The organism is Pseudomonas monteilii NBRC 103158 = DSM 14164 (genome assembly GCF_000730605.1).
Lineage (GTDB): Bacteria > Pseudomonadota > Gammaproteobacteria > Pseudomonadales > Pseudomonadaceae > Aquipseudomonas > Aquipseudomonas monteilii.
In genome coordinates, this window is the sequence record NZ_BBIS01000043.1 from 43,223 (window position 1) to 65,098 (window position 21,876).

At 63.0% G+C, this 21,876-nt stretch carries 21 protein-coding genes and 1 riboswitch; of the genes, 12 read left to right on the forward strand and 9 right to left on the reverse strand.

Annotated features, from left to right (window positions below; genetic code table 11):
- Nucleotides 1-28: 28 nt before the first annotated feature.
- The 4 genes from PM2_RS21610 to PM2_RS21625 are packed head-to-tail and all read right to left on the reverse strand — an operon-like array spanning nt 29 to nt 4,676.
- The gene (locus tag PM2_RS21610) at nt 29-433 is read right to left on the reverse strand and encodes an META domain-containing protein (RefSeq protein ID WP_016715450.1); all 405 of its coding nucleotides are present in this window, start codon (nt 431-433) and stop codon (nt 29-31) included.
- A complete protein-coding gene (locus PM2_RS21615) occupies nt 430-867 on the reverse strand; it encodes a hypothetical protein (RefSeq protein ID WP_028698699.1) in 438 nt (145 codons plus the stop codon). Before PM2_RS21615 ends, PM2_RS21610 begins: the two co-directional genes overlap by 4 nt.
- Before the next feature lie 31 nt (nt 868-898).
- Nucleotides 899-1,888: a 2-hydroxyacid dehydrogenase gene (locus tag PM2_RS21620; protein WP_016715452.1), complete on the reverse strand. Its 990-nt coding sequence runs from the start codon at nt 1,886-1,888 to the stop codon at nt 899-901.
- 34 nt (nt 1,889-1,922) lie between these two features.
- Nucleotides 1,923-4,676 carry a response regulator gene (locus PM2_RS21625; protein WP_028698698.1) on the reverse strand — a complete coding sequence of 918 codons (2,754 nt, stop codon included), beginning with the start codon at nt 4,674-4,676 and terminating at the stop codon, nt 1,923-1,925.
- 193 nt (nt 4,677-4,869) lie between these two features.
- On the opposite strand from PM2_RS21625, the gene PM2_RS21630 reads away from it, so the two are divergent.
- The 7 genes from PM2_RS21630 to PM2_RS21660 all read left to right on the forward strand — a co-directional run bounded on the left by PM2_RS21630 (nt 4,870) and on the right by PM2_RS21660 (nt 13,148).
- A complete protein-coding gene (locus PM2_RS21630) occupies nt 4,870-5,589 on the forward strand; it encodes a response regulator transcription factor (protein WP_016715454.1) in 720 nt (239 codons plus the stop codon).
- 3 nt (nt 5,590-5,592) lie between these two features.
- Nucleotides 5,593-6,966: a sensor histidine kinase gene (locus PM2_RS21635; RefSeq protein ID WP_016715455.1), complete on the forward strand. Its 1,374-nt coding sequence runs from the start codon at nt 5,593-5,595 to the stop codon at nt 6,964-6,966.
- Between the two features lie 94 nt (nt 6,967-7,060).
- Complete coding sequence (cysM, locus tag PM2_RS21640) at nt 7,061-7,960, forward strand: cysteine synthase CysM (RefSeq protein ID WP_028698697.1); 900 nt, start codon at nt 7,061-7,063, stop codon at nt 7,958-7,960.
- A complete protein-coding gene (gene rlmD / locus PM2_RS21645; protein WP_016715457.1) occupies nt 7,961-9,319 on the forward strand; it encodes a 23S rRNA (uracil(1939)-C(5))-methyltransferase RlmD in 1,359 nt (452 codons plus the stop codon).
- Between the two features lie 96 nt (nt 9,320-9,415).
- The gene (relA, locus tag PM2_RS21650; RefSeq protein WP_016715458.1) at nt 9,416-11,656 is read left to right on the forward strand and encodes a GTP diphosphokinase; all 2,241 of its coding nucleotides are present in this window, start codon (nt 9,416-9,418) and stop codon (nt 11,654-11,656) included.
- A 92-nt stretch (nt 11,657-11,748) separates the two neighbouring features.
- On the forward strand, nt 11,749-12,582 hold the full coding sequence (gene mazG / locus PM2_RS21655) for a nucleoside triphosphate pyrophosphohydrolase (protein WP_016715459.1): 834 nt from the start codon (nt 11,749-11,751) through the stop codon (nt 12,580-12,582).
- Nucleotides 12,583-12,608: 26 nt separating this feature from the next.
- A complete protein-coding gene (locus tag PM2_RS21660) occupies nt 12,609-13,148 on the forward strand; it encodes a DUF2058 domain-containing protein (protein ID WP_016715460.1) in 540 nt (179 codons plus the stop codon).
- Nucleotides 13,149-13,194: 46 nt separating this feature from the next.
- Here the strand turns inward: PM2_RS21660 and PM2_RS21665 are convergent, their stop codons facing one another.
- The 4 genes from PM2_RS21665 to purM all read right to left on the reverse strand — a co-directional run bounded on the left by PM2_RS21665 (nt 13,195) and on the right by purM (nt 15,992).
- Complete coding sequence (locus PM2_RS21665; RefSeq protein WP_016715461.1) at nt 13,195-13,377, reverse strand: hypothetical protein; 183 nt, start codon at nt 13,375-13,377, stop codon at nt 13,195-13,197.
- Between the two features lie 184 nt (nt 13,378-13,561).
- Entirely contained in the window at nt 13,562-14,272 is a 711-nt protein-coding gene (locus PM2_RS21670) for a DUF3108 domain-containing protein (RefSeq protein WP_016715462.1), read from the reverse strand.
- Between the two features lie 8 nt (nt 14,273-14,280).
- Nucleotides 14,281-14,934 (reverse strand): phosphoribosylglycinamide formyltransferase, encoded by a 654-nt coding sequence (purN, locus tag PM2_RS21675; protein WP_016715463.1) that lies wholly within the window; start codon nt 14,932-14,934, stop codon nt 14,281-14,283.
- Nucleotides 14,934-15,992 carry a phosphoribosylformylglycinamidine cyclo-ligase gene (gene purM / locus PM2_RS21680; protein WP_003252437.1) on the reverse strand — a complete coding sequence of 353 codons (1,059 nt, stop codon included), beginning with the start codon at nt 15,990-15,992 and terminating at the stop codon, nt 14,934-14,936. Before purM ends, purN begins: the two co-directional genes overlap by 1 nt.
- A 255-nt stretch (nt 15,993-16,247) precedes the next feature.
- Between purM and PM2_RS21685 the strand changes: the two genes are divergently transcribed.
- The 5 genes from PM2_RS21685 (at nt 16,248) to PM2_RS21705 (ending at nt 20,694) form a co-directional block, all read left to right on the forward strand.
- Nucleotides 16,248-17,306: a DUF2066 domain-containing protein gene (locus PM2_RS21685; protein WP_028698696.1), complete on the forward strand. Its 1,059-nt coding sequence runs from the start codon at nt 16,248-16,250 to the stop codon at nt 17,304-17,306.
- Between the two features lie 12 nt (nt 17,307-17,318).
- Entirely contained in the window at nt 17,319-18,392 is a 1,074-nt protein-coding gene (locus PM2_RS21690) for an AI-2E family transporter (RefSeq protein WP_016715465.1), read from the forward strand.
- A 152-nt stretch (nt 18,393-18,544) separates the two neighbouring features.
- Complete coding sequence (hda, locus tag PM2_RS21695; protein WP_003252443.1) at nt 18,545-19,252, forward strand: DnaA regulatory inactivator Hda; 708 nt, start codon at nt 18,545-18,547, stop codon at nt 19,250-19,252.
- Nucleotides 19,253-19,379: 127 nt separating this feature from the next.
- Nucleotides 19,380-20,021 carry a C40 family peptidase gene (locus PM2_RS21700; RefSeq protein ID WP_016715466.1) on the forward strand — a complete coding sequence of 214 codons (642 nt, stop codon included), beginning with the start codon at nt 19,380-19,382 and terminating at the stop codon, nt 20,019-20,021.
- Nucleotides 20,022-20,160: 139 nt separating this feature from the next.
- The gene (locus tag PM2_RS21705) at nt 20,161-20,694 is read left to right on the forward strand and encodes a C40 family peptidase (RefSeq protein WP_016715467.1); all 534 of its coding nucleotides are present in this window, start codon (nt 20,161-20,163) and stop codon (nt 20,692-20,694) included.
- Nucleotides 20,695-20,834: 140 nt separating this feature from the next.
- Here the strand turns inward: PM2_RS21705 and PM2_RS21710 are convergent, their stop codons facing one another.
- Nucleotides 20,835-21,413, reverse strand: a complete 579-nt coding sequence (locus PM2_RS21710; protein WP_016715468.1) for a hypothetical protein — start codon at nt 21,411-21,413, stop codon at nt 20,835-20,837.
- A 167-nt stretch (nt 21,414-21,580) separates the two neighbouring features.
- A riboswitch (cobalamin riboswitch) is annotated at nt 21,581-21,800 on the forward strand.
- The last annotated feature ends 76 nt before the right edge of the window (nt 21,801-21,876 follow it).

Below are 21,876 nucleotides of genomic sequence, written 5' to 3' on the forward strand. Positions count from 1 at the left end.
GGGGCTGCTTTGCAGCCCCAGATGACTCTCAGCCTTCTTCAGGCCAGAACCGCAGCGGTTTACCCTGGGCTGGCCAGAAGCGCATCTGCTCCACCGGCGACACATCCCAGCGCTGCACCGTTTCCAGTGCCTGCAAGAAGCGCTTTTCCTGCTCCATCAACGCTGGCGCGCACAGCTTGCGGGTCTTGCCGACCTTGCCGAAGCTCAGGTGCTCACCGTCCAGCGTGTACGGCGCAAACCAGTGGTTGCAACCGCCATTGCCATAGGCGCGGCCGTCGCTGGCCAGGGTCAGGGTCAGGTGGCTGTAGTCGATCAGCGGGCGTTCGCCAATCCACTCCAGCACATAGCTGCGTTCCTGCTGCAGCTTCGAAGGTTCTGCGGCGCAGCCGAGCAGGCCGGTGGCAATCAGCACGCCGGTCAGCAGATTTTTCACTCGGCGTTCTCCTGGCAACGCGGGCACAGGTGTTTGTCGCCATGGCTGGCCCAGCCCAGTTCGGCAATGCGCGCGCTGGCAGCGGGCTGGCGGGCTTGTTTGCCCAGCTTGGCGTCCACGGCAAACTCGAAGTCCAGCACGGTATCGCAACTGTCGCACTCGACCTGCCAGGTGAGGATTTCCAGCTCGTTGAACACCGGGCCGCTGGCCACGGCAACCCACTGGCCGCGCGGGTTGATCAGGTGGCGCACGCTTTCCACGGTCAGGCGCATGGACAGGTCCTTGCTGCCTTTGAGGGTGACCAGCAGGGTGTCGCCTTTGTGCATCGAGCCGCCGTTGCCAGTGACCTGGTAGCGGCCCGGCACCAGTGCGCGGCACTCGATCAGGGTGTGTTGCGGGTTGAAAAGGGTGTAACGGAAATCGTGCTCGACCATGGGTCCTCCAGAAATGCCGCGTATCCTAGCATTAACCCATCACCAGATTCTGTGGATTGCCCGCCGCCCAGCGGTTGATGTTGTCCAGCGTGGTCGCTGCGATGGCATCCAGCGCCTCGCGGGTGAGGAAGGCCTGGTGAGCCGTGATGATCACGTTGGGGAAGGTCAGCAGGCGCGCCAGCACATCGTCCTGCAGGGGCAGGTCGGAGCGGTCCTCGAAGAACAGCTGGGCTTCTTCTTCGTAGACATCCAGGCCCAGGTAGCCGAGTTGGCCGCTTTTCAGCGCATCGATCAGTGCCGGGGTGTCGACCAGCGCGCCACGGCCCGTGTTTATGAGCATGGCACCGGGCTGCAGTTGGGCCAGGCTCTGTGCGTTGATCAAGTGGCGGGTGTGCTCGGTCAGCGGGCAGTGCAAGCTGATGATGCGGGCTTCGCGTAGCAACTCGGGCATGGTCAGGTAACGCGCACCGAGGGCCAGCAGTTCCGGGTTGGGGTAGGGGTCGTAGGCCAGCAGTTGGCAGCCGAAACCGGCCATGATGCGGGCAAAGGCCGCGCCGATCTGGCCAGTGCCGACCACACCGACGGTTTTGCCGTGCAGGTCGAAGCCGGTGAGCCCGTGCAGGGTGAAATCACCTTCGCGGGTACGGTTGTAGGCACGGTGCAGGCGCCGGTTGAGGGCCAGAATCAACGCCACTGCGTGCTCGGCCACGGCGTGTGGCGAGTAGGCCGGCACGCGAACCACCTCAAGGCCCAGCCGCTGGGCTTCGGCCAGGTCGACGTGGTTGTAGCCGGCCGAACGCAGGGCGATCAGGCGTGTGCCACCGGCGGCCAGGCGCTGCAGCACCGGGGCGTCGAGTTCGTCATTGATGAAGGCACAGACGACTTCGTAGCCGCTGGCCAGGGCGGCGGTGTCTAGCGTCAGACGGGCAGGCTGGAAGTGCAGCTCCAGGGGGCTGCCACTGGCGGCCCGGGTGAAGCTCTCCTGATCGTAGTGCTGGCTGCTGAACAACAGGGCGCGCATGGTGGGGCTCCTCATTCAAAACTCGACCGTTTGTTCAAACGCTCAATTTGGCCTGGGCCGCCAGCCGGCTGATCGCACCGTCCAGCTCATCCAGCGCCTGCTGTGCCTGCGGATTTTCCTGTTTGAGCAATGTCTCGCTGCGCTGGCAGGCCGCGCGCAACTGCGGCACACCACAATAGCGCGAGGCGCCGTTCAGGCGGTGTACCTGCTCGATCAGGCCATTGCGGTCGTCTGCATCGCGGGCCGCACGAATGGCTTCGCGGTCTGCTTCCAGCGAGGCCAGCAGCATGCTCAGCATGTCGGCTGCCAGGTCCGCCTTGCCAGCCGCCAGGCGCAAGCCTTCTTCGGGGTCGAGTACCTTGAGCTCATCGCTGTTGGCCAACAGATCGGTTTGCGTCTGCCGCGGTGTGCCCAGGCTCAGCCCCGTCCATTTCATCACCACCTGGGCCAGTTGCCGTTCGCTGATAGGCTTGGTCAGGTAATCGTCCATGCCGCCGTGCAGCAATGCGCGTTTTTCATTGGCCATGGCGTGGGCGGTAAGGGCAACGATCGGCAACGGGTTGCCACTTTGGGTATTTTCCCAAAGCCGAATCTGCTCTGTGCAGGCGCGGCCATCCATGCCGGGCATCTGCACGTCCATCAGTATCAGGTCGAAGGGCTCGTCCTGTACGGCCTTTACCGCGGCATAACCGTTGTCTACGGCCAGCACTTCGGCGCCCAGGTCTTCAAGCAGGGTCTGCACCAATAGCAAGTTGGCGGCATTGTCGTCGACGCACAGGATTTTCGGCTGCCGCTGGCCGTTGATGCTGTTCGCTTCGCCCAGCGGGCGGCGTGGTTGCATCAGCTCCAGCAGCAGGCGGCGCAGTTTGCGGGTGCAGGTCGGCTTGGACAGCAACTGGCCATGACCATTGGGCAGGAACGGGTGGTAAAGGGCTTGCTCGGTGGTCGGGCACAGCACCACGCATTGGCAGTGGTAGCGCTCAAGCTGCTGGTGGTAGTGGCCCAGTTGCTCGGGCGACAGGGTGCCCAGGTTGGCCCCGAGCACGGCGAACTCGAACGGCTGGCCGGCCTGGCTGGCAGCTTGCACCGCTTGCAGCAGCTGGTCGTAGGAGGTGAACAGGCTGACACTGAGGCCGCAGTCTTCCAGTTGGTGTTCCAGCGCCTGACGGGCCAGCTCGTGGCCGTCGACGATGGCGGCGCGGCGGCCCAGCAGCGGCTGTAGCGCAAACGCCTCGACATCGTCGTGGGTTTTGGGCAGGTTGAGGCTGATCCAGAACTGCGACCCTTCGCCCGGGGTGCTGTCGACGCCGATTTCGCCGCCCATCTGCTCGATCAGGCGTTTGGAAATCACCAGCCCCAGGCCGGTGCCGCCAGGTTGGCGTGCCAGCGAGTTGTCGGCCTGGCTGAAGGCCTGGAACAGTGTACGTACATCCTGCGGCGACAGGCCGATACCGGTGTCCTGCACACTGATGCGCAGCTGTGCGCTGTCTTCGTGCTCGTCTTCGAGCATGGCACGTACGACGATGGTGCCTTCGCGGGTGAACTTGATGGCGTTGCTGACCAGGTTGGTCAGGATCTGCTTAAGCCGCAGCGGGTCGCCGATCAACGAAGCGGGCGTGTCGCGATAGATCAGGCTGAGCAATTCCAGCTGCTTGGCGTGGGCGGCCGGCGCCAGGATGGTCAGCGTGTCCTGAACCAGGTCACGCAGGTTGAACGGGATGCTGTCGAGCACCAGTTTGCCGGCCTCGATCTTGGAGAAATCGAGGATCTCGTTGATGATCCCGAGCAAATTGTCGGCGGATTTCTCGATGGTGCTCAGGTAGTCCAGCTGGCGCGGCGTCATTTCGCTTTTTTGCAGCAGGTGGGTAAACCCCAGAATGCCATTGAGCGGGGTGCGGATCTCGTGGCTCATGTTGGCCAGGAACTCCGACTTGATGCGGCTGGCCTCAAGCGCCTCCTTGCGCGCCATGTCCAGCTCGATGTTCTGGATCTCGATGGTTTCGAGGTTCTGGCGCACGTCTTCGGTGGCCTGGTCGATGCTGTGCTGCAGTTCTTCATGGGCATTTTGCAGGGTTTCGGCCATGCGGTTGATCCCGTGTGCCAGCTCGTCCAGCTCATGGCTGCCCATGGTTGGCAGGCGTTCTTCCAGGTGGCCGTCCTTGAGCTGGTTGACCGCGTGCTTGATGCGCTCGATGGGGCCGTTGATGGTGCGGCTCATGCGCAGCGCCAGCAGGCCGCTGAGGGCCAGGCAAGCGAGGATCAGCAACAGGCTGGTGAACAGGTTGCGATAACCGCGCAGCAGTGTGCCGTCGTGCGACAGCTCGATCTCGACCCATCCCAGCAGGCGCTCGGCCTCGGCCGGTACGGCATCGGTGGCCAGGTCACGGTGGTGGCCGAACACTGGCATCAGGTAGCGGGTGGCGTCGTTGCCGCTGCGTTGCAGCAGCTGGGTGCCCGTGCCGCCGCTGGGGGGCTGGTTGAGCATGCTCGGGCCGGCGTGGGCCAGGCGTGTGCGGTCCGGTGCCAGGAAGGCAACGGCCCGTACATCGGACTGCTCCAGGGTCTGCGCGGCGATACGCTCCAGTTGTGCTGGCGCGAGCCGGGCCATGGCGGGAGCGGCCAGTGGCGCCAGTTGTTCGGCAATCATCCTGCCACGCTGCAACAGCTGGGTGCGCAGGTCGTTCTGTTGCAGCCAGGTGAAGTAACTGCCCAGCACCAGGGCCATCAGGCCGGCCGGCAGCAGTGCCAGCAGCAGGACCCGGCTGCGGATTCCCAAGCGATCGAGCACACTCGCCTCCTGTGATGTGCCTGGATGCCATCAAGTGGTGACGGCCAAGCCGCGAAGTTACTCCGCCTGCGGCACCATTGCACCTCTTTAGTACGTACTTTGCGCCATTGCCGGTGCATTGGTCGCAGGGCGGTTGCCTGGCAGGCGGTGGATGCTCAATAATCTCGTAATTGAGAATGCATGGCAGTTGCCAATGAATCCTGTATCTATTCACAACTCCAATATCCTCGCCATCGAGGATGATCCGGTGCTCGGTGCCTACCTGCACGAAGAACTGCAACGCGGCGGCTTTCAGGTGACCTGGTGCCGCAATGGCCTGGAGGGCCTGGAGACGGCAGGGCGTCAGGTGTTCGATGTGGTGCTGATGGACATCCTGTTGCCCGGGCTCAATGGCCTTGACGCGTTGGCACAGTTGCGCAAGCGCAGCGCCACGCCAGTGATCCTGATGTCGGCGCTGGGCGCCGAGGCCGACCGTATCAGTGGTTTCCAGCGTGGGGCCGATGACTACCTGCCCAAACCGTTCAGCATGGCCGAGCTGCAGGTGCGCATCGAGGCCATCCTGCGTCGGGTGGCCCTTGAGCGGCGTCATCAGGCGCCGCATGAGCAGGCCGGCGGCGGTGAGCTGCAGTTCGACGAGGGGCTGTGCGATGTGCGGCTGGATGGCCGCCTGGCAGGCCTTACGCCCAGCGAGTTCCGCCTGCTCGACATCCTCAACCGTAACCTCGATGACGTTCTGAGCAAGCCATTCCTTTACCAGCAGGTATTGCAACGCGGCTATTCGCGGCATGACCGCAGCCTGGACATGCATGTCAGCCAGATCCGTCGCAAGCTCAAGGGCATCGGTTATGACGAGCGGCAGATCCGCACCGTGTGGGGCAAGGGCTACGTGCTCAGCGCCACCGAGGCGGAGTGAGCCATGCTCGACCGCCATTCGTTGTTCTGGAAGCTGGCCATCTTGCTGGTGGGCTTCTGCCTGCTGATGATTGGCCTCAGTTATACCTGGGGCCGGCACATGGAAATCCAGAACGCTTTCCTCTCTGAGCCGGCGCGGCAAACGCTGCGTGGCTATGCCACCGAGGCCGAGCAAGCCTGGCGTAGCGGTGGGCGGGCGGGGCTGGACCAGTGGGTGGCGGCGATGCACCAGCGTGAACGGGGCTGGGTGGGTGTGCTGGATATCAACCTGCGGCCCCTCGACAGTGCCACCCTCAACCCGCAGATCATGCAGCGGCTGACGCGCCTGCGCGGGGTCGATTGGCCTATGAGCCGTCGCAGCGTCGACCAGCCTTGGGTGCGTGTACCGTTCCCGTCGGCGCCGGAGCAGGGCATGCTGGTGATCGAACTGCCGCAGCGGTTCAATCCGGACCAGTACCGCTTGCTGTGGCGCATCGTCACCAACGGCATCATCCCCGGCCTGTTCACCTTGCTGCTGTGCGTGGGCCTGTACCGCATGTTGATCGTGCCCCTGAACCAGCTGCGCGAACAGGCCAATGCCTGGCGCGCCGACCAGCTGTCGGCACGCCTGGACTCGCGCACCATCGCCCGGCATGACGAGCTGGGCGAGCTGGCCCGCGCCTTCGACCAGATGGCCGAGCGGCTGCAGGGCACGGTGGCCATGCAGCAGCAGTTGTTGCGCGACTTGTCGCATGAAATGCGCACACCGTTGAGCCGGCTGCGGGTAGCTTGTGACGGTGAAACCGACTTGCAACGCCTGCGCGAGCGCCTGACCCGTGAAGTGGACGGCATGCAGCAACTGGTAGAAGACACCCTGCAATTGGCCTGGCAGGACGCCGAACGTGCGCCGATGAACCTGGAGCCGATCGAAGTCCACGCGTTGTGGGAGCTGCTGGCCGAAAATGCCAGCTACGAGAGCGGCTGGTCGCTTGAGCGCTTGCGCTGTGAAGTGCCGGCCGACTGCTGGGTACAGGGCAACCTCAACCACTTGGCCCAGGCACTGGAAAACATGTTGCGCAATGCCATTCGTCACTCGCCGGCCGAGGGTGTGGTGCGCCTGGGTGGGCAGCGCGAAGGCAGTAACTGGTGGTTGTGGCTGGAAGATGAAGGCGGCGGTGTAGCCGAAGAGGACCTGGAACGGATCTTCGCGCCGTTCTCGCGGCTGGACGGTTCGCGGCCGGGGGATGGTGGTTTTGGCTTGGGGCTGAGCATCGCCCGCAGTGCCATCCAGCGTCAGGGCGGCACTTTGTGGGCGCAGAATGGCAAGCGTGGGCTGCAACTGTGGATGCGCTTGCCGTTACATGCGGCGGTTTCGGCGCGGGCGCAGGCCGCCTTATAGCTTGTAGCTATATGCTCTACAGATTGCGTGATATGGCCGCGAAGGGTTTGCCGGTATGATAGGCGCCCCTGCCGTCCGGATTGTGAAATACACCATGACCTTGCAGTACCCAACCATCGCCGATTGCGTCGGCAATACGCCACTGGTTCGCCTGCAGCGCATTGCTGGCGAAACCAGCAACACCCTCCTGCTCAAGCTCGAAGGTAACAATCCTGCCGGCTCGGTGAAGGACCGCCCTGCGCTGTCGATGATCACCCGCGCCGAACTGCGTGGCCAGATCAAGCCCGGCGACACCTTGATCGAAGCCACCTCCGGCAACACCGGCATCGCCCTGGCGATGGCGGCGGCAATCAAGGGTTACAAGATGATCCTGATCATGCCCGACAATTCCACCGCCGAGCGTAAGGCCGCGATGACCGCCTACGGCGCCGAGCTGATTCTGGTGACCAAGGAAGAGGGCATGGAAGGTGCCCGCGACCTGGCCGAGAAGCTGCAGGCCGAAGGCCGCGGCCTGGTGCTCGACCAGTTCGCCAACGGCGACAACCCGATCGCCCACTACAACAGCACTGGCCCGGAAATCTGGCAGCAGACCCAAGGCACCATTACCCATTTCGTCAGTTCCATGGGCACCACCGGCACCATCATGGGCTGCTCGCAGTACCTCAAGGAGCAGAATCCGGCGGTGCAGATCATCGGCCTGCAGCCCATGGAAGGCTCGGCCATTCCAGGCATTCGCCGCTGGCCCGAGGAATACCTGCCGAAAATTTTCGACGCCACCCGCGTAGACCGCGTGGTCGACATGTCGCAGCAGGAAGCCGAAGACACCAGCCGCCGCCTTGCCCGTGAAGAGGGCATTTTCTGCGGCGTGTCTTCCGGTGGTGCGGTCGCAGCCATGCTGCGCCTGTCCCGCGAGGTGGAAAATGCCGTGATGGTCGCGATCATCTGCGACCGCGGCGACCGTTACCTGTCCACCGGCCTGTTCGACCCAAGCTAAATGTCCAAGAAAAAAAGCAACAGCGGCCTGCGCTTCCAGCCGGCCGGCGGCAACCGTAGCCCCCAGGTGCCCGTGGGCAAGAAGCAGCGCCTGGATATCGAGCGCCTGGCCGGTGACGGCCGTGGCATTGCCTTCCTTGACGGGCGCACCTGGTTCGTCAGTGGCGCCCTGGCCGGTGAGGCCGTGGAGGCGCGCGTGCTCAATGCCCGTGGCAAAGTGGTCGAGGCCCGCCTGGAGCGCCTGCTACAGGCCAGCCCCGAGCGCCGCGAGGCGCCGTGCCGCTATTACGACCGCTGCGGAGGCTGCAACCTGCAGCACCTGCCGCACGAAGCGCAACTGGCGCTCAAGCAGCGCACGCTGGCCGAACAGCTGCAGCGAGTGGCTGGCGTGCAGCCCGAGGAATGGGCCGCACCGCTGAGCGGGCCGGAATTTGGCTACCGACGCCGTGCCCGCGTGGCCGTTCGCTGGGACGTCAAGGCGCGTCAGCTGGAGGTCGGCTTCCGTGCCGAAGCCAGCCAGGCCATCATCGCCATCGACGATTGCGCGGTACTGGTACAGCCTTTGCAGTCGATTCTGCGCCACTTGCCGACGGTGCTGCGTGCGTTGAGCAAACCCCAGGCGCTGGGCCACGTGGAGCTGTTCAGTGGTACCGCCGAGGCGGTGCTGGTGCGGCATGTTGCGCCGCTGCCGGCAGAAGACCTGGCGAAACTGCAGGCGTTTTGCGAGCAGGCCGATGCCCAGCTGTGGTTGCAGGGTGAAGGTGAGCCCGCGCCGGTGGACGCTACCGCACAACTGGGCTTTGCCTTGGCACCGTGGCAGCTGGAACTGGCCTGGCGCCCGGGCGACTTCGTCCAGGTGAATGCCCAGGTCAACACGGCGATGATCGAGCAAGCCCTGGCCTGGCTCGCACCGCAGGCCGACGAACGTGTGCTGGACTTGTTTTGCGGCTTGGGCAACTTCGCCCTGCCGCTGGCCCGCCAGGCGCGCGAAGTGGTGGCTGTGGAAGGTGTACAGGCCATGGTCGATCGGGCTGCGGCCAATGCCCGAAACAACAATGTGCATAACGCACGGTTTTTTCAGGCCGATTTATCGCAGCCTTTGGCAGGCACCGGATGGGCCGCCGAGGGCTTTTCTGCGGTACTCTTGGATCCACCGCGCGACGGTGCTTTCGAGGTGGTGCAAGGCATCGCACGCCTCCAGGCCAAACGGCTGGTCTACGTATCGTGCAACCCGGCCACGCTGGCGCGAGACGCCCAGGTGCTGGTCGGCCAGGGGTACCGGTTAAAAAGGGCCGGGATTCTCGACATGTTTCCTCAAACGGCGCATGTCGAGGCCATGGCGTTATTCGAAGCGGGCTAGCAGACTGGCCCCTTGGTGCGGCTTCCATGGAATGGCAGCCGCACGGTGATCGCCAGCGCATCCACGTGGTGCGCTGTATGGAAAGGTAAAACAAAGATGGTACAGGTGAGAGTGCACCAGCCGGTCAACACCGACGGCAGTATCAATCTCGAAGCATGGTTGGACCATGTGGTAAGCGTCGATTCGGCACTGGATCGCGCAGCGCTGAAAGAGGCCTGCGAGTTTGCCCATGAGGTCGAGAAAAAGGGCAACCCGGCCAAGCATTCCTGGGCGGACGGTACGTCCAGCTTTCAGGCGGGGCTGGAGATCGCCGAAATTCTCGCCGACCTCAAGCTCGACCAGGACTCCCTGGTGGCAGCGGTCATCTACCGCTCGGTGCGCGAAGGCAAGGTCACCCTGGCTGAAGTCAGCCAACGTTTTGGCCCGGTGGTGTCGAAGCTGATCGATGGCGTGCTGCGCATGGCCGCCATCAGTGCCAGCCTCAGCCCACGGCAGTCGCTGGTGCTGGGCTCGCAGGCGCAGGTCGAGAACCTGCGCAAGATGCTCGTGGCCATGGTCGACGACGTGCGTGTGGCCCTGATCAAGCTGGCCGAGCGCACCTGCGCGATCCGTGCGGTCAAGGCTGCTGACGACGAGAAACGCCTGCGTGTCGCGCGCGAGGTGTTCGACATCTATGCGCCGCTGGCGCACCGCCTGGGTATCGGCCACATCAAGTGGGAGCTGGAAGACCTGTCTTTCCGCTACCTCGAACCCGACCAGTACAAGCAGATCGCCAAACTGCTGCACGAGCGCCGACTGGACCGCGAGCGCTTCATCAGCGACGTGATGAACCAGTTGCAGAACGAGTTGCTGGCCACAGGCGTGAAGGCCGATATCAGCGGTCGGGCGAAACACATTTATTCGATCTGGCGCAAGATGCAGCGCAAAGGCCTGGAATTCAGCCAGATCTACGACGTGCGTGCGGTGCGCGTGCTGGTGCCGGAAATCCGCGACTGCTACACCGCGTTGGGCATTGTGCACACGCTGTGGCGGCACATTCCCAAAGAGTTCGACGACTACATCGCCAACCCCAAGGAGAACGGCTATCGCTCGCTGCACACGGCGGTGATCGGCCCCGAGGGCAAGGTGCTGGAAGTGCAGATCCGTACCCACGGCATGCACGAAGAAGCCGAGCTCGGCGTATGCGCCCACTGGCGCTACAAGGGCACCGACGTCAAGCCGAGCTCCAACCACTACGAAGAGAAGATCTCCTGGCTGCGCCAGGTGCTGGAGTGGCACGAAGAGCTGGGCGACATCGGTGGCCTGGCCGAGCAGCTGCGCGTCGACATCGAGCCGGACCGGGTTTACGTATTCACCCCGGACGGCCATGCCATCGACCTGCCCAAGGGTGCCACGCCGCTGGACTTCGCCTACCGCGTGCACACCGAGATTGGCCATAACTGCCGTGGCGCCAAGATCAACGGCCGTATCGTACCGCTGAACTACAGCCTGCAGACCGGCGAGCAGGTCGAGATCATCACCAGCAAGCACGGTAACCCCAGCCGCGACTGGTTGAACTCCAACCTGGGCTATGTCACCACCTCGCGGGCGCGGGCCAAGATCGTGCACTGGTTCAAGCTGCAGGCGCGCGACCAGAACGTCGCCGCTGGCAAGACTTTGCTCGAACGTGAACTCAGCCGCCTGGGCCTGCCGCAGGTCGACTTCGAGCGCCTGGCTGAGAAAACCAACGTCAAGACCGCCGAGGACATGTTCGCCTCGCTGGGGGCGGGCGACCTGCGCCTGGCCCATCTGGTCAATGCTGCCCAGCAGTTGCTGGAACCCGAGCGTATCGAGCAGATCGAGCTGGTGCCGCGCAAGCCTACCGGCCCGCGTACTGGCAAGCGTGGCGATATCCAAATCCAGGGGGTCGGCAACCTGCTGACGCAGATGGCCGGTTGCTGCCAGCCGCTGCCGGGCGATGCCATTGTCGGCTACATCACCCAGGGCCGTGGCGTGAGCATCCACCGCCAGGACTGCGCCTCGGTGCTGCAGCTGGCGGGCAAGGAGCCGGAGCGCATGATCCAGGTGAGCTGGGGGCCGATCCCGGTGCAGACCTACCCGGTTGACATCGTTATTCGTGCCTACGACCGCCCGGGCCTGCTGCGCGACGTTTCGCAGGTGCTGCTGAACGAGAAAATCAACGTGCTGGCGGTGAACACCCGCTCGAACAAGGAAGACAACACCGCGCTGATGTCGCTGACCATCGAGATTCCGGGCCTGGACGCGCTGGGGCGCCTGCTGGGGCGGATCTCGCAGTTGCCGAACATCATCGAGACGCGGCGTAATCGTACCCCTTGAGACTGCGGCGCCTGCTTCGAGGGTAAACCCGCTCCTACCCCTGTAGGAGTGGGCTTGGCCGCGAAGAGGGCGCCACCGAAGGACCTGCCTACATGACCTACACCCTCGAAGACCTGCTGCACCTCATGGCCCGCCTGCGCGACCCGCAGTACGGTTGCCCATGGGACCTCAAGCAGAACTACGCGAGCATCGTCCCGCACACGATTGAAGAAGCCTACGAGGTCGCCGACACCATCGAGCGCGGTGATTTCGAGCACCTGCAAGGTGAGCTGGGCGACTTGCTGTTCCAGGTGGTCTACTACAGCCAGCTGGCCCGGGAGGAGGGGCGTTTCGAGTTCGATGGCGTGGTCGACAGCATCACCCGCAAGCTGATTCGTCGCCATCCGCATGTATTCCCTACCGGCGAGCTTTATGCGCCGCTGGATACCCCCAGCCTGAGCGAGGCCCAGGTCAAGTCCCGTTGGGAGGAGATCAAGGCCGAGGAGCGGGCCGAGAAAAGCACGCCCGAGCAACTGTCGCTGCTCGATGACGTGCCGTCAGCCTTGCCGGCCCTGTCACGGGCAGCCAAACTGCAAAAGCGCGCCGCCACGGTCGGTTTCGACTGGCCGGCGGCATTGCCGGTGCTGGACAAGGTGCGCGAAGAACTGGACGAAGTGTTGCAGGCCATGGCCGACGGCGATGCCGATGCCCTCGAAGATGAAGTGGGCGACCTGCTGTTCGCCACCGTCAACCTGGCCCGCCACCTCAAGCATGACCCGGAAAACGCCCTGCGCCGCGCCAACCGCAAGTTCGAACGACGTTTCCGTTTTATCGAACAGGCATTGCGCGACAGTGGTCGTCCCATTGAAGATTGTAACCTTGATGAACTGGATGCCCTTTGGGGGGAAGCCAAGCGTCAGGAAAAGAACCTGCCCAGCTGCGGCTGAGCTGTTGCATAAGTGAGTGAACATTCATGAGCCTTTCCCTTCGCGACCAATTGCTCAAAGCCGGTCTGGTCAACCAGAAACAGGTCTCGCAGACCAACAAAGCTGAAAAGAAACAGAAGCGCATGGAGCACAAAGGCCAGGTCGAAGTCGACGACAGCCAGCAGCGCATGGCCAAGGAAGCCATGGCCGAAAAGGTCAAGCGTGACCAGGAGCTGAATCGCCAGCAGCAGGAAAAGGCCGAGCAGAAGGCCCGTGCTGCACAGATCAAGCAACTGATCGAAGCTACTCGCCTGCCCAAGCTTAGCACCGAGGATTACTACAACTTCGTCGATGACAAGAAGGTCAAGCGCATTGCCGTCAATGCCTTGATGCGTACCAAGCTGAGTAACGGCGCGTTGGCCGTGGTTTCTCATGCCGGTGGCTACGAGGTTATCCCTCGCGAAGCGGCGGTGAAGATCCAGGAGCGCGACCCTGGCCGTATCCTGCTGCTCAATACCCATGTCGAGGAAGCGGACGAAGATGACCCGTACGCCGCCTACAAGATCCCTGATGATCTGATGTGGTAAACACGAAAAACCCCGCCTTGGCGGGGTTTTTTATTTGAAGGCTGGGTCATTGCGTGGTGCGCTGGTTTTCCAGGTCTTCCAGCTCTACGCGGTATTGGTGCGCTTCGTGTTCGTTGTGGAACATCCCCACCAGTTGACCTTGTTGGTGCACATCCCAGATCCGCATGCCGGCGGCCAGGCTTTCGTGGGACATTTTCGATTCGTCGCGTTCGGTTACTTGGACAGTCATCGGTAAACTCCACTTCTTCAGTTGGCTGCGACAGTGTGTCGCACACCCTCTTTATAGAGTTTGTTAGCAGGCTAAGTAAATAAAACGGGCATGAAACAAGTTTCATGAAGGCCAGTGCCTTTGCACAAGAGCATAAAAAAGCCCCGCACTGGGCGGGGCTTGGGATGTTGCAGACAGTGCTGGATCAGTTGCCTTTCACCGGCTTGCCATCGACCGTGCCATCCTGCAGCACGATCACGTACTCCTTGCCATCGGTCTCTACCTGGCGCAGTTGCACCAGCAGGTAGTCCCAGTTCTTGGCGAACCACAGCTCGGTGATGCGCTTGCTCTGGCTTGGGTCGCGCACGCGCTCGACCTTTACCGCATCGACCTGGCCGGTCTTGGTGGTGACTTTTTCGGTGCCCAGCACGCGGAAGTCGTAGGTGTCGATCTCGTCACCATCAACCACCTGGTAGGTCATGCTTTTCTTGCCGGCGGCCACGTCATGCTGCAGGGCCAACTGGTAGGACGACTTGTCCAGCACGCCACGGTTCAGCGGTAGGCTGACGGCATCGCCACGGTCGCTGCCGGTGACTTTCTTGCCAGTCCAGTCGAAGTTCAGGTCGACCTTCTTGGCCTTGCCCAGGCCGCCGCGCTCGAAGTGGTACTTCTGCGGCAGCAGGGTGTCGTTTTCCATGCGCAGGGTGCTTTGCTCGGTCAGGCTGGCGATCATCATGGAGGCCTTGAAGTTAAGGTCCCAGGTACCATTGGCATTCTTGACCAGGCTGCGCTCGGCGGTGCCGCTCATGGGCAGCTGCTTCCAGTCGGCGGTGTAGCTGGCCGAGAAAGGCTTCAGATCAGCTGCCTGGAGGGGCAGGGCGAGCACGGCGAGAGCCAAAAGCAGGGCGCGACGCATAAATTCTCCTAGGATCGAATCAAGTGACCGCTGGCCGCCAGGGGCTGGCCATCCAGTAATGCGCCCTGTTCGCCAAGGCGCAAGCGCCCTTCAGCGAACCAGCGCACCGCCAGCGGGTAGATCAGGTGTTCCTGACGGTGTACCCGTTGGGCCAGGCTTTCGACGGTGTCGTCAGACGCCACCGGTACCACAGCCTGTACGACCAGTGGGCCGCCATCGAGTTCCTCAGTCACGAAGTGTACGCTGCAGCCGTGCTCGGCGTCGCCTGCCTCCAGTGCCCGCCGGTGGGTATGCAGGCCCTTGTACTTGGGCAGCAGCGACGGGTGGATGTTGAGCAGGCGGCCCTGGTAGTGGCGCACGAAGTCGCCACTGAGGATGCGCATGAAGCCGGCCAGCACCACCAGGTCCGGCGCAAAACCGTCGATGCGCGCAACCAGCGCGGCATCGAAGGCTTCACGGCCGTCGAACTGGGTGTGGTCGAGCACCACGCTGTCGATACCGGCCGCCGCGGCACGTTGCAGGCCGTAGGCATCGGCGCGGTTGGAAACCACCGCACGGATGCGCACCGGGCTGTCCTGGCCTTGGCAGCTGTCGATCAGGGCTTGCAGGTTGCTGCCGGAGCCCGACAGCAGTACCACTACATTGCAGGTCTTGCTCGGCATCAGTGTGCCTTGAGGTTCTGCAGCTCGACCTGGGCGGCGCCTTCGGCGGCTTCGGCGATGTGGCCGATGACCCACGGCTGCTCACCGGCGGCGCGCAGTTCGTTCAGGGCAGCTTCAACCTGGTCCTGGGCTACGCAGATGACCATGCCCACGCCGCAGTTCAGTACGCGGTGCATTTCGTGCTCGTCGACGTTGCCTTTTTCCTGCAGGAAGTCGAACACCGCCGGACGCTGCCAGCTGGCCACGTCAACCACGGCCTGGGCGTTTTTCGGCAGTACGCGCGGGATGTTATCCAGCAGGCCGCCACCGGTGATGTGGGCCATGGCCTTGACGGCGCCGGTGTTCTTGATCAGTTGCAGCAGCGGCTTGACGTAGATGCGGGTCGGCGCCATCAGCAGGTCGGTCAGCGGCTTGCCGTCCAGCTGGGTGTTTTCGATGTCGGTAGCGGACACTTCGAGGATTTTGCGGATCAGCGAGTAGCCGTTGGAATGCGGGCCCGAGGACGGCAGGGCGATCAGCGCGTCGCCAGTGGCAACCTTGGACCCGTCGATGATTTCGGCTTTTTCCACCACGCCGACGCAGAAGCCAGCCAGGTCGTAGTCTTCACCTTCGTACATGCCAGGCATTTCGGCGGTTTCACCACCGACCAGCGAGCAGCCGGCCAGTTCGCAACCGGCGCCAATGCCGGTGACCACGGTGGCGGCCACGTCAACGTTCAGCTTGCCGGTGGCGTAGTAGTCGAGGAAGAACAGCGGCTCGGCGCCGCATACCACCAGGTCGTTCACGCACATGGCGACCAGGTCCTGGCCGATGCTGTCGTGCTTGTTCAGGTTCAGCGCCAGGCGCAGCTTGGTGCCGACGCCGTCGGTGCCGGAGACCAGCACCGGCTGCTTGTAGCCGGCCGGGATCTCGCAGAGGGCGCCGAAGCCGCCCAGGCCACCCATGACTTCAGGGCGTGCGGTGCGTTTTGCCACGCCCTTGATGCGTTCGACCAGTGCTTCGCCGGCGTCGATGTCTACACCGGCGTCCTTGTAGCTCAGGGAGGGTTGCTTGCTCATTGATCCAGGCCTTTAGGAGGGAGGGATTCTTAAAAACGACCAAGACGGCCAAGGCCGGCGGGTAGGCGGCGGCTGCCTGAAACGTCAGTGGTCTGTGAAGGCGCGCGATTTTATCAGGGTTGCCGGGCAGCGGCCATCCTCAGGCCGACGGGCAGGGCGGTAAATTGTTGAAAAAGGGCTGAGGGTGGTTGATGCGGTTGCATGTGTATAAGCTGCAAGTAGCGAGCTTCATGCTCGACTGGACAGGAATCCTTCATGCGTTTGTTCAATATTCTGGCGGTCGGCGGCCTGGCCCTGATATCGGTTGCAGCCCAGGCTGAAAATGTCGCCGGCCTGTATCAGGTGCGCGAGCCTATGGCCGGGCAGGGCGCCGAAGCCCGTACTAGCGCCACTGCCAAAGCCCTCGACACCTTGGTGCTGCGCCTGACCGGCGACCCCAAGGCAGTGCAAAGCCCGGCACTTGCCGAGTTGCGCAAAGACCCGCAGCAAATCATCAACCAGGTTGGCAGCGAGGCCGGCCCACCCGAGTCGGTGGTGGTCGAGTTCGACCCCGGTAGCACCGAGCGGGCCTTGCGCAAGGCCGGCCTGGCGCTGTGGGGCAGCAATCGGCCTTCGATTCTCGGCTGGTGGCTGAATGACAGTGCCGAAGGCAGCAGTCTCGTCGGTGACGGCCAGGCCAGCGCCCAGCCCCTGCGCCGTGCCGCCCAACACCGTGGCCTGCCGTTGCGCTTGCCGCTGGCCGACTTGCAGGAGCAACTGGTAGCCAATGCCAAGCAGATCGAAGCCAGCGACCCGGCACCTTTGCGTGAGGCCGCCGAGCGTTATGGCGCCGATGCCTTGTTGGCGGTGCATGCACAGGAAGCAGACGGCAAATGGCAGGGCAAGTGGCAGCTGTGGCTGGGCGACCAGCGTGAACAAGGCACGGCCGAAGGGGGCGACCCGGCTGCCCTGGCTGACGCGGTCATGTTGGCGGTCAGCAGTCGCCTGGCGCCGCGTTATGTCACCCGTCCGGGTGCCAGCAGCCAGATGCAGGTACAGGTGCAGGGGGTGAACCTGCAGCGCTATGCCGAGCTTGCCCGTGTGCTCGAACCCTATGGCCCACGCCTGCAAATGGCTGAAGGCACCACTCTGACCTATGGTGTGACCGGCAACCGCGAACAGCTGCGCGCCCAACTCGGCCTGGCCAAGTTGCAGGAGTTGCCCGCAGAGCAGATGCCGGTAGCGCCCGCCACGCCAGCACCGGCAGCCGGTGAGCAACCTGCGCCGGCCCAACCTGCACCCAAGCCGTTCGACGGCCTGCGTTTTCGCTGGTAAGGGGAGCATACCGTGACCGACGTTCGTCGCTGGATCTGGCTGGGCGCTGCCCTGCTGGTCACTGTGCTGCTTTATAGCTTGCACAACATTCTTACCCCGTTTCTGGTCGGCATCCTGCTAGCCTACCTGGCCGACCCGTTGGTCGACCGCCTGGAGCGTCTGGGGCTGTCGCGTACCTGGGGCGTTGTGGTGGTGTTCGGCCTGTTCACCCTGCTGTTGCTAGCCCTGCTGCTGGTGCTGGTGCCGATGCTTGCCAAGCAGCTGGTGCGCTTGTACGAGCTGGCGCCACAGATGCTCGACTGGCTTGAGCATGTTGCGTTGCCTTGGGTGCAGAGCCGCTTGGGCCTGGCTGACGGCTTCTGGAAATTCGACAAGATCAAAGCTGCCATCGCTGGCCACATGGGCCAGACCACCGACATCGTCGGCATGCTGCTGTCGCATGCCACGGCTTCGAGCCTGGCGCTGATGGCCTGGCTGGCCAACATGGTACTGATTCCGGTGGTGGGCTTTTACCTGCTGCGTGACTGGGACCTGATGATGGCCAAGCTGCGCAGCCTGCTGCCACGCCAGCGTGAGCCGCAGGTGGTCGGGTTGGCGGGCGAATGCCACGAAGTACTCGGGGCGTTCGTGCGTGGGCAACTGATGGTAATGCTGGCCTTGGGCGTCATTTATTCGGCCGGGTTGATGCTGGTCGGGCTGGAACTGGGCCTGCTCATCGGTATGCTCGCAGGGTTGGCCGCCATCGTGCCCTACATGGGCTTCATCATAGGTATCGGTGCGGCCTTGGTGGCAGGGTTGTTCCAGTTTGGGGGCGACCTGTATCCGATGCTGGGCATCGTCGCAGTGTTTATGGTCGGGCAGGCACTCGAAGGCATGGTGTTGACGCCGCTATTGGTAGGGGACCGGATTGGCCTGCACCCTGTGGCGGTGATCTTTGCCATCCTGGCCGGTGGCGAACTGTTCGGCTTTACCGGGGTGCTGCTGGCGCTGCCGGTGGCGGCCGTGATCATGGTGCTGCTGCGGCATGTGCATGACATGTACAAGGAATCGGACATGTATGCCGGGGATATCGACCCTCAGTTGTGATGTTGGGGCTGCGATGCAGCCCCAACTTAGCGCAACTTGTTGATTTTGCTTGTGCTATCTGTTGCCGTGATTGTGCGGCCCGCCTTGCGGGTATAGACTTTGCAACATTGTTCACCAAAGGCCCCCTGCGGTCCTGCTGACCGCCCGCGAGCATGAAACCACCGATCCAGTTGCCCCTGGGTGTGCGCCTGCGCGATGACGCCACCTTCATCAACTACTATCCGGGCGCCAATGCTGCGGCATTGGGCTACGTCGAGCGGCTATGCGAAGCCGACGCCGGCTGGACCGAGAGCCTTATCTACCTGTGGGGCAAGCAGGGTGTTGGCCGTAGCCACCTGCTGCAGGCTGCCACCCACCGCTTCCAGCAACGCGGCGAACCTGCTGTCTATCTGCCATTGGCGCAACTGCTCGATCGCGGTGTAGAACTGCTTGACTACTTGGCCCAGTACGAACTGGTGTGCATCGACGACTTGCACGTGATTGCCGGCAAGGCGGACTGGGAAGAGGCCATGTTCCACTTGTTCAACCGCCTGCGTGACAGTGGCCGGCGCTTGCTGCTGGCCGCCTCGGCATCCCCGCGCGAATTGCCCATCAAGTTGCCGGACCTGAAGTCGCGGCTGACCCTGGCCTTGGTCTTCCAGATGCGTGGTTTGTCTGACGAAGACAAGCTGCGAGCCCTGCAACTGCGTGCTTCGCGCCGCGGCCTGCACCTCACCGACGAAGTCGGTCACTTCATCCTCACCCGCGGTGCGCGCAGCATGAGCGCGCTGTTCGACCTGCTGGAGCGCCTCGACCAGGCCTCGCTGCAGGCACAACGCAAGCTCACCATTCCGTTCCTCAAGGAAACCCTCGGCTGGTAACCCCCTGAAAACGCTGGGCCAGAGCGGCAAAACAAAAAAGTCACATCTTTTTCGATAAAATTTGCAAATGGCCATGATAGAGGGCATAGTTTCACCCTTCTAAAGGATTACAGACACGGTCGTGCCCATGCTAAAGCGCTTCGCACCCCTCGTGCCACTCGCACTCGTGACCCTGCTTTTTGGCTGCGCGGCCCAAGGCCCGGTTTCTCAGCCTCAGGATCACACCCCGGTCGCTGCACAATCGGTGATCAAGGCTAAAGCTTCGTCCTCGTCGGTGTTCGGCGAGCCGGAAGAGCTGGCCACTGAAGATGACCTGGAGGCCTTCTCCAGCAACAGCAAGCCATACCAGCTGCCCGTGCTGGCGGACAGTATTCTCGAGCGCGGCATGTCGTTGATCGGCACTCGCTACCGCTTCGGTGGTACCTCTGAAAAGTCCGGTTTCGACTGCAGCGGTTTCATCGGCTATCTGTTCCGCGAAGAGGCGGGCATGACCCTGCCACGCTCGACGCGCGAAATGATCAACGTCGATGCCCCGAAAGTGGCCCGCAACAAGCTCAAACCGGGTGATCTGCTGTTCTTCAGCACCAACGGTCGCGGCCGCGTCAGCCATGCCGGCATCTACCTGGGTGACAACCAGTTCATCCATTCCAGCAGCCGCCGCAGCGGTGGCGTACGCATCGACAGCCTCGGTGACCGCTACTGGAGCAAGACCTTCATCGAAGCCAAGCGTGCCTTGGCCATGGCGCCGACCAACATCGCGCGCAACTGATGGCAAAATGCTGTATTCTGCCACGGCGGCGATGCTTTGAGAAAAGCTCGCCGCCGTGCGTATTTACAGAAAGCGTCTAATCTAAATTCTCAACTCTTTTTGGCTGCGGCGCAGCAATCTCAGACAGGATGTTCTGGCCATGGTAAAGATGGCGCGCTTCGCATTTCTCTCCCTGGCAGCCTTGCTGGCTGCCTGCTCCAGCCGCGCTCCGGCGCCGGCCCCTGTGGTTCAGCCGCAGGTTTCCTACAGCCAGCCAAGCCCTTCGCCGATTGCCGATGACGTATTGATCCGTGCCATTGGCCTTGTGGGTACGCCTTACCGTTGGGGGGGCAATACGCCGGACTCCGGCTTCGACTGCAGTGGCCTGATCAAGTACGTCTACCGTGATGCTGCCGGCATCAGCCTGCCGCGTTCGACGCGGGAAATGATCGTCATGCGCGCACCCACGGTGGATGCCCAGTCGCTGCAGTCCGGTGACCTGGTGTTCTTTGCTACCAGTGGTGGCTCGCAGGTCAGCCATGCCGGTATCTATGTTGGCGAAGGGCGCTTTGTGCATGCGCCCTCGACAGGCGGAACGGTGCGCCTGGACTACCTTTCCAACAGCTATTGGGCCAAGGCGTACTTGCAGGCCAAGCGGGTGATTCCGCAAGGGCACCTGGCGCAAAACCCCTGAATACCAGGGTCGTTGCCATTGCTTCTGCTTTTAAGCGCGCGATACTTCAGGCGCCGCCGATTGCGACTTCAGGAGGCCTCACTCCGGCCTCCTGAAGTCGCGAAGATCAAGACCAAGATGTCCGCTGCGCCGGCGTTGGTTCAAGCCTGCTTGAGCAGCAACGCCACCCCCGGAAAATACTGCCCCAGCTCGTTGTGCAATTTGCGATAGGGGTACGGGAAGTACCAGGCAATCGCACAGGCGGTATGTTTCTGTAAATCGTCGACTAGGTCCTGCAGTTCCTCGGGGCTGGCGTGCTGGCCAGCCTTCCACGGGCTGATGAACAGCGCGCCGGCTCTCAACTGACTGGGGTAGGCCACCTGGCGCGCGACGGCAGCGGTCTGCTGCAACGCTTCGGCCATGTCCAGTCGGGCAATTTTTGGCCAGCGCTGGCTGACACTGAGGTACAGCGCTTCATCGGCACTGCTGATCGACAGGTCGCAGCGCCCTTCGTGTTCGCCTTCGTCGCGCTGCTTCTTGCCGGCAAACTGCTGCAGCGCCGTCAGTTCGGCCTGCCACGCGGCTGCGGCAAGCAGCCCGGTATTCGCGGCTGCGCCATGCCAATAAGGTGCTTCGGCATCGCCAGCAAATTGATTGAAGCGGTCGATGCAGTCGCCCCAGCGCTCCAGCACCGGGGCGAGAAACTCCAGGCGCGGGTTGTTGATGATCTGGCCTCGCATGCTGCGCTCTCCTGTTATCGTTGTAATCGCGTCCAGCTGAAAATGATGGCTATGTGATATCGCTGCGTTCAGTGTGGCACAACCCGGTGAATTGGCCATTACCCAGGCGGTGCCTGTTCGGCTGCAAAGCGGCCCGCTTCGATTGACGCTCCGGGTACAACCCTCTAACCTTCGCGCGTGTTTCAGGTGCCCTGCCAGCCCCGACTGGGCAGGGTGAAACTGGGAAGCCGGTGGGCGCCAGCATGGCGCGATTCCGGCGCTGCCCCCGCAACGGTAGGTGAGTCGCGGCCGCGCAGGGCCACTGGGTACAGGTACCCGGGAAGGCGCGCAGGCCCGGGCCAAAGCCCGCTCACAAGCCCGGAGACCGGCCTGTTACTGCCAACGGCATCACGGAGGGTGATGCGCGGTGCACCGTGGCGCCCTGCCATGGCCCCTGCGCGTACTCCGTTTGCCTGCCTATTAC

Coding starts and splice junctions, on each gene's coding strand:
- PM2_RS21615 (WP_028698699.1), bottom strand. CDS start 867: ATGGTCGAGCACGATTTCCGTTACACCCTTTTCAACCCGCAACACACC.
- PM2_RS21620 (WP_016715452.1), bottom strand. CDS start 1,888: ATGCGCGCCCTGTTGTTCAGCAGCCAGCACTACGATCAGGAGAGCTTC.
- PM2_RS21630 (WP_016715454.1), top strand. CDS start 4,870: ATGAATCCTGTATCTATTCACAACTCCAATATCCTCGCCATCGAGGAT.
- PM2_RS21635 (WP_016715455.1), top strand. CDS start 5,593: ATGCTCGACCGCCATTCGTTGTTCTGGAAGCTGGCCATCTTGCTGGTG.
- cysM (WP_028698697.1), top strand. CDS start 7,061: ATGACCTTGCAGTACCCAACCATCGCCGATTGCGTCGGCAATACGCCA.
- rlmD (WP_016715457.1), top strand. CDS start 7,961: ATGTCCAAGAAAAAAAGCAACAGCGGCCTGCGCTTCCAGCCGGCCGGC.
- relA (WP_016715458.1), top strand. CDS start 9,416: ATGGTACAGGTGAGAGTGCACCAGCCGGTCAACACCGACGGCAGTATC.
- mazG (WP_016715459.1), top strand. CDS start 11,749: ATGACCTACACCCTCGAAGACCTGCTGCACCTCATGGCCCGCCTGCGC.
- PM2_RS21660 (WP_016715460.1), top strand. CDS start 12,609: ATGAGCCTTTCCCTTCGCGACCAATTGCTCAAAGCCGGTCTGGTCAAC.
- PM2_RS21665 (WP_016715461.1), bottom strand. CDS start 13,377: ATGACTGTCCAAGTAACCGAACGCGACGAATCGAAAATGTCCCACGAA.
- PM2_RS21670 (WP_016715462.1), bottom strand. CDS start 14,272: ATGCGTCGCGCCCTGCTTTTGGCTCTCGCCGTGCTCGCCCTGCCCCTC.
- purN (WP_016715463.1), bottom strand. CDS start 14,934: ATGCCGAGCAAGACCTGCAATGTAGTGGTACTGCTGTCGGGCTCCGGC.
- purM (WP_003252437.1), bottom strand. CDS start 15,992: ATGAGCAAGCAACCCTCCCTGAGCTACAAGGACGCCGGTGTAGACATC.
- PM2_RS21685 (WP_028698696.1), top strand. CDS start 16,248: ATGCGTTTGTTCAATATTCTGGCGGTCGGCGGCCTGGCCCTGATATCG.
- hda (WP_003252443.1), top strand. CDS start 18,545: ATGAAACCACCGATCCAGTTGCCCCTGGGTGTGCGCCTGCGCGATGAC.
- PM2_RS21700 (WP_016715466.1), top strand. CDS start 19,380: ATGCTAAAGCGCTTCGCACCCCTCGTGCCACTCGCACTCGTGACCCTG.
- PM2_RS21705 (WP_016715467.1), top strand. CDS start 20,161: ATGGTAAAGATGGCGCGCTTCGCATTTCTCTCCCTGGCAGCCTTGCTG.
- PM2_RS21710 (WP_016715468.1), bottom strand. CDS start 21,413: ATGCGAGGCCAGATCATCAACAACCCGCGCCTGGAGTTTCTCGCCCCG.